The organism is Shewanella sp. ECSMB14102 (genome assembly GCF_000813075.1).
Classification (GTDB): Bacteria; Pseudomonadota; Gammaproteobacteria; order Enterobacterales; family Shewanellaceae; genus Shewanella; species Shewanella indica.
In genome coordinates this window covers 17,144-30,774 of record NZ_JWGX01000003.1, presented here as the reverse complement: position 1 = coordinate 30,774, position 13,631 = coordinate 17,144, and the positions used below count along the sequence as shown (strand labels likewise).

Below are 13,631 nucleotides of genomic sequence, written 5' to 3'. Positions count from 1 at the left end.
TTTTACATTCACCAGAGGGATATGAGATGACTATCCGCGTAGCAATTAACGGTTATGGCCGTATCGGACGCAATGTTCTGCGTGCTCTATACGAGAGCGAGAAAGACTATCCTATTCAAATCGTTGCCATCAACGATCTCGGAGACGCTTCCATCAACGCTCACCTGACCAAATATGACTCTGTTCACGGCCGCTTCAACGCCAAAGTAGAACACGACGATGAAGCTATTTATGTCAATGGCGACAAGATCCCGACCTTCCAGGAACGCGATCCATCCAAACTGCCATGGGCCGAGCTGCAGGTAGATGTGGTTTTCGAATGTACCGGTATCTTCACTTCCAAAGAAGCGGTACAACCACACCTGGATGCCGGCGCCAAGAAGGTTATCATCTCAGCTCCCGGTAAGAATGTTGATGCCACCGTGGTATACGGGGTTAACAACCAGGAAATCACCAAAGAGATGACTGTTATCTCCAATGCTTCCTGTACCACTAACTGTCTGGCACCAGTGGCCAAGCCATTGAACGATGCCATCGGCATTGAATCCGGCCTGATGACCACGATTCACGCCTACACCAATGACCAGCGTCTGTCTGATGTGTATCACAGCGATATGCGTCGTGCCCGCGCGGCGGCTTTGTCGATGATCCCAACCAAAACAGGTGCTGCTGCGGCTGTTGGTTTGGTTGTACCTGAGCTTCAGGGCAAGTTTGACGGTCTGGCAGTTCGGGTTCCGACTGTCAACGTGTCTCTGGTTGACCTGTCCTTTATCGCTTCCCGCGACACCACAGTGGAAGAAGTTAACGCCATTATAGAAGCGGCAGCCAAGACTTCCCCCATGAACGAAGTGCTGGCGGTTAATAAGGAGCCTCTGGTTTCCATCGACTTCAACCACAACGCCTTCTCATCCAACTTCGACGCCACCCAGACTCGCGTCAAGGGACGCCTGGTGAAAGTCATGGCCTGGTACGACAACGAGTGGGGGTTCAGCAACCGTATGCTGGACAACGCCGTTGCCTTGATGACAGCCAAGTAATATAAGTTCAAAGCCGAACGCCTGCCGAGTGCAGGCGTTTTTTATGCCAGTTGTACTAGCTTTGTCTTGCCACAGACTAGGTCTTTATTTCTCAAACTTCCATAGCCCGTTTTATCCGTCTGTCAGCAGTGCTTCTCCCGATATCCCCCTGCTGTCTCATTGCTCTTTCAATATTTGATGTAAAGCAGCGGATTTCCATTTTAGACAAGCGCCATCAAACACATTTCACTTCCGGAAAATAAAGTCCCTACTTAGACTTAGGTTAAAAGCCATTTCAATTATTGTGTTTGAAAGCCAATTCGGCCATTGCGCCGGTTAGCGCCTTGCCTTTAGCGGAGCCTCACTATGGACAATCAATTTCTTAGTCTTATTACCGATCCCCTGCTTGACCCCAAGCAAAAGACCCTGGCGCTGGCCGGTGCCGCCGATGCCAGTATTCCCTATCTGCCTCGCAGTGAAGCACTGACCCAAGCCATGGATAAAGGCATTATTTGCGATATGTTTGAGGGCCATGCCCCGTTCAAACCCAGATATGTTTTGCCCGATTACCAACGTTTTCTCGAGCAAGGCTCCGAGTATCTGGAGTTGACACCGGCCGAAGATCTGGATGATGCTCTGATGAAGCTGATGGTGCTGTATCACCATGTGCCGTCAGTCACCAATATCCCGGTTTTTCTCGGCTATCTCGATAGTTTATTGTTGCCTTACTGCCAGGACGTCAGTGATGAAGCCCTATATCAGAAACTGAAACGCTTCTGGATCCAGTTGGATCGCACCCTGCCGGACGCCTTTATGCATGCCAATATAGGCCCAGAGGACAACCGTGTCTGCCGCACTATTTTACGCATTGATGCCGAGCTCAAGCAGGTGGCTCCCAATCTAACCTTTATGTATGACCCCAGGCGCACGCCCAAAGCGCTGCTGCGATTGGCGACAGACAATATCATTGCCTGCAGCAAACCTCATATCGGCAACTGGCCGATACATGCCCAAACCTTTGCCTGTGCTCCCGGTGAGGCGCCAAATCAAACGTTCGGCATTGTCAGCTGTTATAACGCGCTCCCCACCCGAGGCGGTGCCAATACACTGGTCAGACTTAACCTCAAAGCCGTCGCCGAAGAAGCCGGTACCCTGGAGGAAATGCTCGAGCGCACCCTGCCCCATTACTGCAACCTGATGTATGAACTGATTGAGCTACGCTGTGAGTTTTTACACCATAGATCCCATTTCTTCGACTCCTTCCTGGTAAAAGAAGGCCTCATTGACGAATCCCGCTTTGCACCCATGTTCGGCGTTTATGCCATGGCCGAAGCCGTCAATCATCTGCAGCAGTTGGCAGGTATGAGTGGCGAATATGGTCACAACGAGCAGGCCAATGCACTCGGTTTAGCCATTACCCGCGCGCTCAGTGACAGAGTGACCACTACCCAAGTCAGTTTTGGCTTTAATGACCGCGCCTTACTTCATGCCCAGGGGGGCCTTTCCATCGACAAAGGCACCACTCCCGGAGTCAGAATAGCCTACGGCCACGAGCCGGACCCTGTCACTCATGTATTGGCGCTGGCGCCGCAACACGCTTTCTATCCTTCCGGGATCAGCGAGATCCTGACCCTGGATGAAACCATCAAGGCCAATCCTGAAGCCCTGCTTGAGCTGTGTATTGGCGCCCTGGATGCCGGCTTTCGTGAATTTACCGCCAATACCGCCGATACCGATCTGGTGCGCATCACAGGTTATATGGTGAAAAAGTCGCAGATCGCCAGTTACCGCCAACAAGGCTCACGTACCAACACCACCTTTCTGGGCACAGAAGCCAGTGAAACCACGGCCGTGACCCAAAGGGCACCGCGGGTAGTGAGCGCAGAGTTCCATGCCGCCGACAAGTCCCAGGTGTAAGGACGCAAGCTATGAAGAGTGCAGCCCCGGGAATAGGAATATTTGATAGCCCGTCTAATCATTCTGAGCTTAATCGCTATGAGCTGAATGGGCGTCAGTCGAATCGCCGTGAGTTAAATAGCGGCGACACTGGCACTTCGGCATTGACTATAAGTTCCAAAGTTGCCAGTGCCGACGTCGCCAGAGTGTTGCCCTTCTCGACCGTTGATGGCCCGGGCAATCGCATGGTGTTTTTCCTTCAGGGTTGCAACTTTCGCTGCCCCGGTTGCCATAATCCGGAAACCATCACTCTGTGTGACGCCTGCCAGGAGTGTATTACGCACTGCCCGGCAGGTGCCTTGAGCCTAAAATCAGCTGCGGCTGACATTCAAGCAGTTTCAAATAGCAAGGCATCTCTCAGGCTTGCCTGGGATAGTACAAGCTGCATCGGCTGCGACACCTGTCTCGATGTTTGCCCTTCGAGCAGCCAGCCCAAAACCCAACGCCTGTCAGTCGAAACAGCATTGACACTGATTAAAAGGCAGAAAGCTTTTATCCGCGGTATCACCTTGAGTGGCGGAGAGGCCAGCTTGCAGCTGAAATTTGTCAGCACCTTGTTCAAAGCCATCAAACAAAGCCCAGAGCTCAAACACCTGACTTGCCTTTTGGATACCAATGGTAGCCTGGGAGCAAGTGGTTGGCAGCGTCTGATCCCTTGGCTTGATGGCGCTATGGTTGACCTGAAAGCCTGGGATGAGCCGGCTCACCGACGACTGACAGGCCGTGGCAATATCAAGGTCAAGCAGAGCCTGCAACTGCTGGCCGAAGTAGGAAAACTGGCGGAAATCAGGCTACTGGAAGTCCCCGGAAAGAGTGATTATTGGCAGCACTTTGACGCTCTGGCGTCGTTTTTGCTCGACTTGCAACGCCGGCAAGCGCTGAAGGGGGAGCCGATGCGGCTGCGCCTAAACGGTTACAATCATCATGGTGTCAAAGGCGAGGCCTTGCGCTGGCCCAAGGCGAGCCAACAGCAGATTGATGACCTGGCCAAGGCGCTCAGCCGCGCCGGTATAGCCAATATCAGTCTGCCACCGGTTAACCTTGGCTGATGGACTGCTTAAAGCCACTCAGCAGGGTCGCTTTTAGCCATTGTAGCGCCGGATCTCGGCTACCACTTTGATGATGCACCATGCTATAGCCCACCTTGCCATAGGCAAAGGGCAATGGCTTAACTACCATGCCGCTTGCCTGCGCCGCCATTGAAGCCCACAGCGCCGAGCAGGTAAACAACAAGTCCGAGTGGCGGCAGATACTGGCGGCGGCGCCGAAGTCGGCGACTTCCAGCGCCAGCTCCCGCCTGCGGCTCAATTGTGCCAATGACTGCTCGAAAAAGGGTTGCTGCAGATCGGCATCCAAGATGCCCACATGGGCGAAGCTCAGATAGGCATCCAGCGTCAGCTCTTTTGCCGCCAGCGGGTGATCGGCCCGCATCAGGCAACACATCTCGTCCTCTGCCAAACGCTCCCAAATCAGTTCGTTGCGGCCAGTTGGCGGCTGTCCCAAGTCGTGAGGCAGAACCAGCAAGTCCACCCGTCCTTCACACAGGGATTGAAACCCCGTGCTCTCTTTGGCATGCACCGCCAGTGTCATTCCCGGCGCCCGCTGCTGCACGCTGGCGATAGCGCTCGCAAGCAGTTCGAAGCTGCTTTCCCTCAGCGCCAAATTCATCCGCCCTTGAAATCTTTCCGGGCGAAAGCCCTCTTCGGTAAACAGGTTATCCATCTCTCTGAGCATGGCGCTGATAACCGGCCCGAGTCGTTTGGCCTTGGCAGTCGGCAACAGCTGATTACCCTGACGGTAGAAGAGCTCATCATCGAGGCAATCCCTGAGCTGAGAGAGTATTTTGCTGACCGCCGAAGGGCTCAAACACAGACGTGTGGCCGCCTGGGTGACGCTTTGCTCTTCCAGCAGCTGTCTGAGCACCAGAAGATGACGGAAATTAATGCGGGATAAGCGGACGATATCACTCATTCTGGCTGTGTTTAACCTTGGCTGGATTTAACCTTGACTGAATAAGCCAAGGCTAAACCAAAACTGAATCAAGTTCTGCAATCAGGCTCTCATTCAGCCAAGCGCTTGGTAAAGCGCTGTCAGAGAATACGCCGCAGCAGAAAGTCGGCCTTGAGCCTGCGAATACGATTCATGATTTTTTTTACCGGCTTGGGGTAACTCTGCAAGGTATCTATCTGGCTGTAATGATACAAACGCTGGCTGTGCAGCAGCAGATGTTGCTGCTCTTTGGCAAAAGACTCGGCCAGCTCTTGTTTGTCATCATGCAGCAGTAAACCATTTTCCAGATCCAGGGCCCAGGCCCGCGGATTGAGATTGCTGCCGGTGAGCAGATGTTTGCGACCATCCATGCTCACCCCTTTGAGGTGATAACTGTTGTTGTCATGCTTCCACAGATGGATATTGAGTAGTCCTTGATCAACCGCCCACTGCTGGCGTTTGACAAACTTGCGCAGCGACTGCTCATAGAGGTACGGCAATGCACCTATGGTGGAAAAATCCTGATCCGGCGAAATATAGAAGTCATTGGCCGTCTTGTCACCCACCAAAATATCCAGACGCTTGCCGTTACGCAGATGTTTAACCAACGCCCGCACCAAAGCATAGGGCGGGTTAAAATAGGGAGTGCAGATAAAAAGCGATTCCTTGGACTCCTCAACCATGGCGAGTACCGCCTTGTTGAGCGGATTGCGCTTGCGTCCAAGCCCCAAAAGCGGCGTGACCCGCAATCCCTCTTCAACGCCCTTGAATTGATAGCTTGCCGCCGACAATCGCTGCTTAAAGCTTCTGACATCAATTTTTTCCGGCAGCACTTCCTCTTCTTCCGGACAGCTCAGGCAACTGACCGCTTTGTCGCTTAAAATAGCACTGTCAATCATCTCTCGCATGCTGGCAGCCAGCTCGGCCGATTCCAGCAAGTGATAGCGATCGAAACGGTATCTGTCTTTCTGCTGCAGGTAGATATTATTGAGGCTGGCGCCGCTGTATATCACGGCATCATCGACAATAAAGCCCTTGAGGTGCAGTACTCCCATAAACTCACGGGATTTCACCGGTACGCCATAGATGTTGAAACGCTGCTGCGCTTGCGCCATCACCTGACGGTACATCAGGTTGTTGCCGCCATCGCCCTTGTGGCCGATAAGGCCGCGGCGGGCACGGTGAAAATCTACCAACACTTTGATTTCGAGTTCGGGTCTGGCTGCCTTGGCCGCCAGCAGTTCGGCAAGTATTTCGCGTCCGGCCTCATCGTCTTCCAGATAGAGTGCCGCAATATAGATGGCCTCTTTGGCGCTACGGATCCGCTCAATCAAGGTCTGTTTGAAGTTACTTGGGGTCAGCAGCCAGTGCAATGCATCCGGCGCTATGGCAATTCCACCCAGCTTATCCAGCAAGGTATCCTCCTGTCACTGTATGTTCCGGCAATCCACTCGCTCCTTGTGTTTCCCGGCAAAATGTCCTTCCCCTGTGATGGCGTAATCGATAAAGATCCACGGCGGGGCGAATAAGGCAATAGAAATTACCCACTTGTCTTCTATCGGGCAAGCCTTTTCTAGTCAACAGCCGCTATTGGTTCACGATTTCGGCGCAATTTGTATCAAAAGAGGCTATGAGGACACCGCGCCAAGAGTAAAACCGACCCAGATCACGCTTTTGTGATGGCAGCCCTGTTATCACAGCATTAGCCTTATACACTAATATGCCCTTAATCCCTCACTCACTTAACTCAAACCTGGACGGCAATGAACAAACAATTCTGGTTGACGCTTATCGGTACCCTGCTCGCGGCCTGGGCTTTGTTTCACTTCAAAACCTATCTCGGCCCTTTGGTACTGCCGCTGTTTATCGGTTTGGTATTGATAGTCACACTTAAACTCTATGCACTGATGGACAAGGACGACAGCTAAGGCTCTGCAGGTTATACTCTCAAAAGCATTCACGGAACCGGAGGCTTTTTTATGCCACAGTTGTCCCTGCAGGGCTTGGCACGTCCACTGTTATTATTGAGCGCCATGGCGCTGTCTTCCCCTTTGAAGGCCGATAATACCTCTCTTGATGATCTTTTGGATCTGATTACTCCGGCTTCATCACAAACTGCCGTCTGGATAGAAGATCTGCAAAGCGGCGAGCAACTGCTGAGCCACAACAGTGAAACCCTGATGATCCCGGCCAGTACTCAAAAACTGCTGACCGCGGTAACGGCCACTGAGCTGCTGGGAGAGGAGTTTCGTTATCACACCAGCATTCTCAGTACCAATTCGCCCAAAAATGGCGTACTTCAAGGCGATCTCTATCTACTGTTCAGTGGCGATCCTACCTTAAAGCGCCAGGATCTGATGGAACTGTTCAAGCGTGTCACCGAAGCGGGTATCAACCAGGTACAGGGCAACCTTATCTTGATAGGAGAAACCCATGAGCAGCTTAGAGCACCCGGTTGGGTATGGGATGACTTGGGGATCTGTTACGCAGCCCCCGTCTCCAGCTATGTGATTAACCAAAACTGTGTCCATGGCAAACTCGAACCCACACTCGCCTCGGACAAAGCCAAAATTTCAGCGCCGGTTTATCTGCCGGTCAAGCTGACCACCAACGCCATTTTCGACAAAGGTCACAAGCAGGGCTTTTGCGAACTGCAACTGGACCGATTACCCGGCAACCACTTTCATTTCAGTGGCTGTTTCCCAGGCGCTCAGGTATTACCGTTGGCGCTGGCGGTCAACGACCCCGGCCAATATGCCATCGACAGCGTCGCCGGCATTATCAAGGGTAAACTCAGTATCAAAGGCAAGATACTGACCTCCAATCAGCTGCCGGCCAGCTCCAGGGTGGTAGCCAGTCATGCCTCGGATGCCCTGCCCGAGCTGTTGGAAATCATGTTACTGGAATCTGACAACCTGATTGCCGACAGCCTACTTAAACAGCTGGGGAAACACTATTATGGTGATGGCGCCAGTTTCAGTGCCGGCGCCAAAGCCATCAGGGAAGTGCTGGCAGAAAAAGGTGTAGTGCTGGAAAGAGCCCAGTTGATAGATGGCTCCGGACTGTCACGCTATAACCTGCTCAATGCCAGGCAGTTGGCGCAGTTGCTGCGATTAATTGCCGATACCCCGGATTACCAATGGTTGATGCACAAGCTACCGGTTTCCGGCCACAGCGGCACCTTAAAGTACCGCAAGCGCTATGCCAACAAGCCGCTCAAGGGCAGAGTCTGGGCCAAAACCGGCAGTATGCAGGGTGTGGTGAATCTGGCCGGTTATGTTACCGATGGCAGTGACAAGCAAGTGCCCAGATACCTGTTTGTAGTGCTGGAAAATGGTTTGAGCCCCCAGAGCAAGGAGCTTGAAGCCGCGCCCTTTGCCACACTTTTGCTGCAGGGGCTGACAGATTTTCGCACAAACAGCCGCGCAGAAGGCCAACTGGCGGCAAAAGAGCAAGACAAACCCAAAGCAGCACAACAGGAAAAAGCCCAGGCCGAGCTGAATGTCAGCGCCCGTTAGTAGGGCAACGTCAAAGCTTGTACTTAGATAAAACGCCAACAAAGCCATGAGAAAAGAGCCGCTTATAGCGGCTCTTTCGATTCAGCTTGAATACTTCTGCGTTCTCAGAACAGCTCGGGCGCAAGGGCCATCACACTGTCATCACCACCGGCCAGCTGACTCAAGTGGAAATCGGCTTTGGCCAACAGTTTGGCAAAGTAGAACTCCTTCAGTTGGTTCTTGACCTCAGTAAAGCCTGGCTCAAGGGTATCGGTTGCAGCGAGTGCCTTATCTGCCATCAACAGCCACAGGTAACCGTAGAGTATGTAACCAAAGGCATCCAAGGCTTCAACCGCCAAGGCGTTAATAAGCGCAGGCTTATCGCCTTTTTGCTCGTTAATGGCGGCAATCGCGCTGGCGAACTGGTCAAACAGGCTTTCAACGCGTTGTTTCTGCTCATTTGATACTTGTCCAAAAGTCGCCATATCGGCCTTGATATCGGCGATAAACTCATTCAAGGTTGCCAAGCGATCACCTGTCAGCTTGCGCCCCAAAAAGTCGATGGCCTGAATACCATTGGTGCCCTCATAAATCTGGGCGATACGGGTATCACGCACCAATTGCTCTATGCCGGTCTCACGAATATAGCCGTGGCCACCGAATACCTGCTGCGCCAATATGGTAGCGTCCAGACCGCGATCGGTCAGGAACGCCTTAGCGACCGGAGTCAAGAGACCCACGTAACGACTGGCTTTGGCTTTAATCGCTTCATCTTCGGCAAACTTGGCCAGATCCAGCTGTTTACCTGTGAGCATAGCCAAGGCCCTACCCGCTTCTGTCATGGCGCGGATATTCAGCAGCATGCGCCTTACGTCGCCATGTACCAAAATAGGATCTGAATCGCTGCCGGTGGGTGAGCCACCGGCGGCGACGCCCTGGAGGCGCTCTTTGGCATAATCGGCCGCCATCTGATAAGCGCCCTGAGCACTGCCAAGCCCCTGGATACCTATGGACAGACGTTCATAGTTCATCATGGTGAACATGCACACCAGGCCACGATTGGGCTCGCCGATAAGATACCCCTCGGCATCATCAAAATTCATCACACAAGTCGCCGAACCCTTGAGACCCATCTTGTGCTCGATGGCACCGACGGTTACACCGTTGGCTGCGCCCAAACTGCCGTCATCGGCCACTTTGAACTTAGGTACCAGGAATAGCGAGATGCCTTTGCTGCCGCTGATTTTGGCCAGCACCAGGTGAACCAGGTTCTCGGTCAAGTCCTGATCGCCACCTGTGATGAAAATTTTTGAACCACTGATAAGGAAACTGCCGCTGTCAGTTGGTTCAGCGCGGGTGCGGATATTACGCAAGTCCGAACCGGCCTGAGGCTCTGTCATATCCATGGCGCCGGCCCATTCACCTGAGTAGAGTTTAGGCAGATATTTGGCCTTGAGCTCCTCACTACCGTGGGCGTGAATACACAGTGCAGCACCTGAAGTCAGTGCACTGTAAAGTGTAAAGGCGTTACAGGCGCTATAGCCCATTTCATCGACCATGACACCGAGCATTTTCGGCATCCCCATCCCCCCCAGCTCAGGGTCGCCGCACAGCCCTACCCAACCACCGGCGGCAAACTCGGCATAAGCTTCTTTATAACCATCGGGTGTGATCACCTTGGCAGCCTCGAAACGGACTCCTTGTTCATCACCATTGCGGTTTATAGGATGAATAAGATCGCGGCACAGTTTGGCGCCTTCTTCGAGGATGGCAGCGGCAGTATCGAGATCGACCATATCGGCCATTGCCGGCAATGAAGACCAGGTTTGTTCGGCATCAAAAACATGTTCAAGCAAGAAGCGCATGTCAGTTAACGGAGCTTGGTAGGGATTCATCTAAAGACTCTTAAACGTTGGATTTAAACACTTGTTTCAATCTAACTCAGTTAACGCAGTAATACAATGCGCCAAAGGTAGAATTACCGAGGCGATATCCACAGAAATGAGGGTTTTATGGGTATAATCATATTCTGATTATCAAGCACAACGACCAAACCCAAAGCGGATATCCCCTGCCGCTTTCCGCCGGGCCACTCTTCAGTCTCATCAAGTAGTTACAGTCAAAACTGTCGCATTGAGTTGTGAAATCTATTCATATCCCTTTTCATGGAGATATTCAGCCAAAAGTTGCTCTGTTTGTTGCTGCTGGGTCGCTTGCCAGCCATCTTCATGGACAGCCAACTCAAGTGGTCGCCGTGGCAACCAGCCTTTACGTTCAAGCTCAGGGATATCGCTAAAGGCACTCACACGACCCAGACATAGATAGGCGATAATTCTTATCTGCTCCGGGATCCCCAATGTCTCACGCAGCACTTCATCATCGAGAATACTGACCCAACCCACTCCAAGACCTTCCGCTCTGGCAGCAAGCCACAGATTTTGCACGGCACAAACCGCACTGTAGTTGTCCATTTCCGGTTTGATGGTGCGCCCAAGTACCACAGGCCCGGTGCGGCTTGGGTCGCAAGTCACGCAGATACCCAAAGGCGCTTCAACAATACCTTCTAGTTTTAGTCGCTGATAATGGCGTCGTCTTTCACCACTGAACTGCTCGGCAGAACGGGCATTGGCAGCGTCAAACCCTTCTTTAATTGCCTGGCGCTTGGCGTCACTACGCACCAGAATAAAGTCCCAAGGCTGCATAAAGCCAACGCTGGGCGCATGGTGCGCGGCATCAAGGATCCGCTGTAAACTATCCTCGGCAACCGGTTTTGACAAAAATTGGCTACGTACGTCACGACGGGCAAATATCGCCTTGTAGAGGGCTTCTCTTTCTTGCAGAGAAAACGCCTGTGCTTCGGAGGAAACGGTAAAATCAGACATGGTTCACCTCTTTGATGACTGCAGTGCCCGGACTATAGCAGGCATTTTACTGATTGGGCCAATCCGACGTTCGCGGATTTGATGCCATATCAGCAAGCGCTTTATGGAAAAATACCAGGTCGTTTGAATGACCCGGTATTTTCAATACAGTTCAAGGCAAAGGTTCAGGCTTTATCAGACACTCACTTCTCCACGATCTTGTTTATTGTCCGTGCCGCCGGCTTTTCCATCTTCACTGCCGTTCTTGCCTTGTTCATCAGATGCCGTTAATGCGGCTTGCTGCTCTTTTGCTTCCAGCTCTTTGGCCTTTTGCTCGGCTTCAGCCCTTGCCTGCTTGAGGGTTTCTTCAGCTTCCTTGAGTGCTGAAGCTTCTGCCATCGCCTCTTTAGGGATAAGGCTGATAAGTTCAATTCCCGTTGGCAAGTCTGTCGTGTTACCGGTCAACATAGTGACCTTGCCGTTTTTCAAATACATCAGTGGTACTACAGTTTCACCATAACGACGGTAAAAATCTTTGTAGCCGAAGCTCTCCGTCAGATTAGTGCTCTTAAGCACTCCGCCCTTAGACATCAAGCTGGCCAGTTTGGCGTAGGAAACTGTCTCCCCGAATAGGCACATACGCTTCAAGTAGGATTCCGATAACTGATGGCGAGCGCTGGTACCATTGTTTTCCGAGTTACTTAGACCATAAACCTTCTTCTGCCCGAGGATATCCTGGAAATGGAAATAGACCAAAGGATTGAGCTGACGATATGGAGACAGGATCAACACCTTGCCGATGCCGGTCAAATCCAGATAAGTGTCGGCGTGTTCGGAAGCCGGATTACCGAAATAAACCGGAATATTATCCATCCGTGCCAAACGAATATTATCCCAGTTACTGTCGGCGAGAATGACCTTGATATCCTTGCTCTTGAGCACCTTGGCCAGCTCCCGGGAAAACTTGGAAGCGCCAAAGATAAGCAGGCCGCGGGCGGACCCCGCTTGTACCCCAAGCATATTGGCCCAGCGCCTGGCCGTGAGTGACTGGATCACAACCGTGCCTATGATGATTAAGAACACCAACGGCACTATAGTTTCAGCCCCGGGCACTTGCATCTTCTCCAGCTTGATGGCAAACAGTGATGACACTGCCGCCGCTACTATCCCTCTTGGTGCCACCCAGCTCAAAAACCACTTTTCAGGGCTGCTAAGAGACGTCCCTATACCAGAGATCCAGATACTCAAGGGCCTAGCCACCAAGAGTACCACTGCCAGTACCCCAAGACCGCCCAGCCCTAAGTCGAGCATGGCAGATGAGTCCAACCTGGCGGCGAGCAAAATAAACAGCGCCGAGATAAGCAGTACCGTGAGAGTCTCTTTAAACTCGAGAATATCGGCAATATCCACACCGCGCATATTGGCCAGCCAAATCCCCATTACTGTCACTGTCAGCAGGCCGGACTCCTCCTGAAGCAGGTTCGAGCCGACAAAGACCCCGAGCATTATGGTTAACACTGCCGTATTGGTGAGATAATGAGGCAAGAGATTACTTCTCAGCATCCGACCAACAAGATAACCGGCCAGAGCCCCCAGGCCCAGGCCTATCCCCAGCATGGAGCCGAGCGCCAGCAGTACATGCGCCGTCTGCCCGGCGCTGACAGTAATATACTCAAACACCAATACCGCCAGCATGGCGCCTATCGGATCTATGACTATCCCCTCCCAGCGTAGAATGCTGGCCAACTGAGACTTGGGTTTAACAGTTCTGAGCATGGGGACTATTACAGTCGGGCCGGTCACCACGACCAAGGCACCAAACAGCAACGCCAGCGGCCAGTCAAAGCTCAACAAAAAATGCGCCGCCGAGGCGATGCAGCCCCAGGTAATCAATGCCCCCACAGACACTAAATGCGTCACCATCCGGCCATGATCTTTGATCTCCTTGAAGTTGAGTGTCAACGCCCCCTCAAACAGAATCACCGCCACCCCGAGGGAAATTATCGGGAACAGCAGATCACCGAAAATCGCGTCGGGATTAAGTAAACCTAGTCCAGGCCCCAGCAATAAACCACACAATAGCAGCGGCAATATCGCCGGCAGACGCATCCGCCAGCCAATCCACTGACACGCCAGAGACAAGACTCCTATCAACGCCAGCATGGCGGTGATTTTTTCAACCATAAATGAATCCTTTTGTTTGGCTCGCCCCGAAAGCCGTTCTACCATCAGCCCAGTAAAAGCCGCATTCGCATTATGAGCATATATGAGTTAACGAAATATATACCAGCTTTGAATATCAATGATTTTCA

General features: G+C 52.4%; 10 protein-coding genes. 5 read left to right on the top strand and 5 right to left on the bottom strand.

The window, feature by feature from the left end; all coding sequences use genetic code 11:
• Positions 1 to 26 precede the first annotated feature (26 nt).
• The 3 genes from gap (at position 27) to RC73_RS01110 (ending at position 4,021) form a co-directional block, all read left to right on the top strand.
• On the top strand, positions 27 to 1,037 hold the full coding sequence (gene gap / locus RC73_RS01120) for a type I glyceraldehyde-3-phosphate dehydrogenase (RefSeq protein WP_025010313.1): 1,011 nt from the start codon (positions 27 to 29) through the stop codon (positions 1,035 to 1,037).
• A 345-nt stretch (positions 1,038 to 1,382) separates the two neighbouring features.
• The gene (locus tag RC73_RS01115; RefSeq protein ID WP_039032917.1) at positions 1,383 to 2,933 is read left to right on the top strand and encodes a YjjI family glycine radical enzyme; all 1,551 of its coding nucleotides are present in this window, start codon (positions 1,383 to 1,385) and stop codon (positions 2,931 to 2,933) included.
• A gap of 11 nt (positions 2,934 to 2,944) precedes the next feature.
• Positions 2,945 to 4,021 (top strand): YjjW family glycine radical enzyme activase, encoded by a 1,077-nt coding sequence (locus RC73_RS01110; RefSeq protein ID WP_082014206.1) that lies wholly within the window; start codon positions 2,945 to 2,947, stop codon positions 4,019 to 4,021.
• Here RC73_RS01110 and RC73_RS01105 read toward each other — a convergent pair.
• Together RC73_RS01105 and pssA are read right to left on the bottom strand one after the other, a co-directional pair.
• Entirely contained in the window at positions 4,008 to 4,943 is a 936-nt protein-coding gene (locus RC73_RS01105) for a LysR family transcriptional regulator (RefSeq protein WP_039032916.1), read from the bottom strand. The genes RC73_RS01110 and RC73_RS01105 overlap by 14 nt on opposite strands.
• Before the next feature lie 119 nt (positions 4,944 to 5,062).
• A complete protein-coding gene (pssA, locus tag RC73_RS01100) occupies positions 5,063 to 6,376 on the bottom strand; it encodes a CDP-diacylglycerol--serine O-phosphatidyltransferase (protein WP_039032915.1) in 1,314 nt (437 codons plus the stop codon).
• A gap of 348 nt (positions 6,377 to 6,724) precedes the next feature.
• Between pssA and RC73_RS20935 the strand changes: the two genes are divergently transcribed.
• Complete coding sequence (locus RC73_RS20935; RefSeq protein WP_100143596.1) at positions 6,725 to 6,889, top strand: hypothetical protein; 165 nt, start codon at positions 6,725 to 6,727, stop codon at positions 6,887 to 6,889.
• A gap of 51 nt (positions 6,890 to 6,940) precedes the next feature.
• Positions 6,941 to 8,479: a D-alanyl-D-alanine carboxypeptidase/D-alanyl-D-alanine endopeptidase gene (gene dacB / locus RC73_RS01095; protein ID WP_052247913.1), complete on the top strand. Its 1,539-nt coding sequence runs from the start codon at positions 6,941 to 6,943 to the stop codon at positions 8,477 to 8,479.
• A gap of 104 nt (positions 8,480 to 8,583) precedes the next feature.
• Here the strand turns inward: dacB and RC73_RS01090 are convergent, their stop codons facing one another.
• The 3 genes from RC73_RS01090 to RC73_RS01080 form a co-directional block, all read right to left on the bottom strand.
• Positions 8,584 to 10,353, bottom strand: coding sequence for an acyl-CoA dehydrogenase family protein (locus RC73_RS01090; RefSeq protein ID WP_039032914.1), 1,770 nt, complete (start codon positions 10,351 to 10,353; stop codon positions 8,584 to 8,586).
• Positions 10,354 to 10,605: 252 nt separating this feature from the next.
• Positions 10,606 to 11,340 (bottom strand): 5,6-dimethylbenzimidazole synthase, encoded by a 735-nt coding sequence (bluB, locus tag RC73_RS01085; RefSeq protein ID WP_052247912.1) that lies wholly within the window; start codon positions 11,338 to 11,340, stop codon positions 10,606 to 10,608.
• 174 nt (positions 11,341 to 11,514) lie between these two features.
• A complete protein-coding gene (locus RC73_RS01080; RefSeq protein ID WP_039032913.1) occupies positions 11,515 to 13,503 on the bottom strand; it encodes a cation:proton antiporter domain-containing protein in 1,989 nt (662 codons plus the stop codon).
• Positions 13,504 to 13,631: the final 128 nt, after the last annotated feature.

Coding starts and splice junctions, on each gene's coding strand:
- gap (WP_025010313.1), top strand. CDS start 27: ATGACTATCCGCGTAGCAATTAACGGTTATGGCCGTATCGGACGCAAT.
- RC73_RS01115 (WP_039032917.1), top strand. CDS start 1,383: ATGGACAATCAATTTCTTAGTCTTATTACCGATCCCCTGCTTGACCCC.
- RC73_RS01110 (WP_082014206.1), top strand. CDS start 2,945: ATGAAGAGTGCAGCCCCGGGAATAGGAATATTTGATAGCCCGTCTAAT.
- RC73_RS01105 (WP_039032916.1), bottom strand. CDS start 4,943: ATGAGTGATATCGTCCGCTTATCCCGCATTAATTTCCGTCATCTTCTG.
- RC73_RS20935 (WP_100143596.1), top strand. CDS start 6,725: ATGAACAAACAATTCTGGTTGACGCTTATCGGTACCCTGCTCGCGGCC.
- dacB (WP_052247913.1), top strand. CDS start 6,941: ATGCCACAGTTGTCCCTGCAGGGCTTGGCACGTCCACTGTTATTATTG.
- RC73_RS01090 (WP_039032914.1), bottom strand. CDS start 10,353: ATGAATCCCTACCAAGCTCCGTTAACTGACATGCGCTTCTTGCTTGAA.
- bluB (WP_052247912.1), bottom strand. CDS start 11,340: ATGTCTGATTTTACCGTTTCCTCCGAAGCACAGGCGTTTTCTCTGCAA.
- RC73_RS01080 (WP_039032913.1), bottom strand. CDS start 13,503: ATGGTTGAAAAAATCACCGCCATGCTGGCGTTGATAGGAGTCTTGTCT.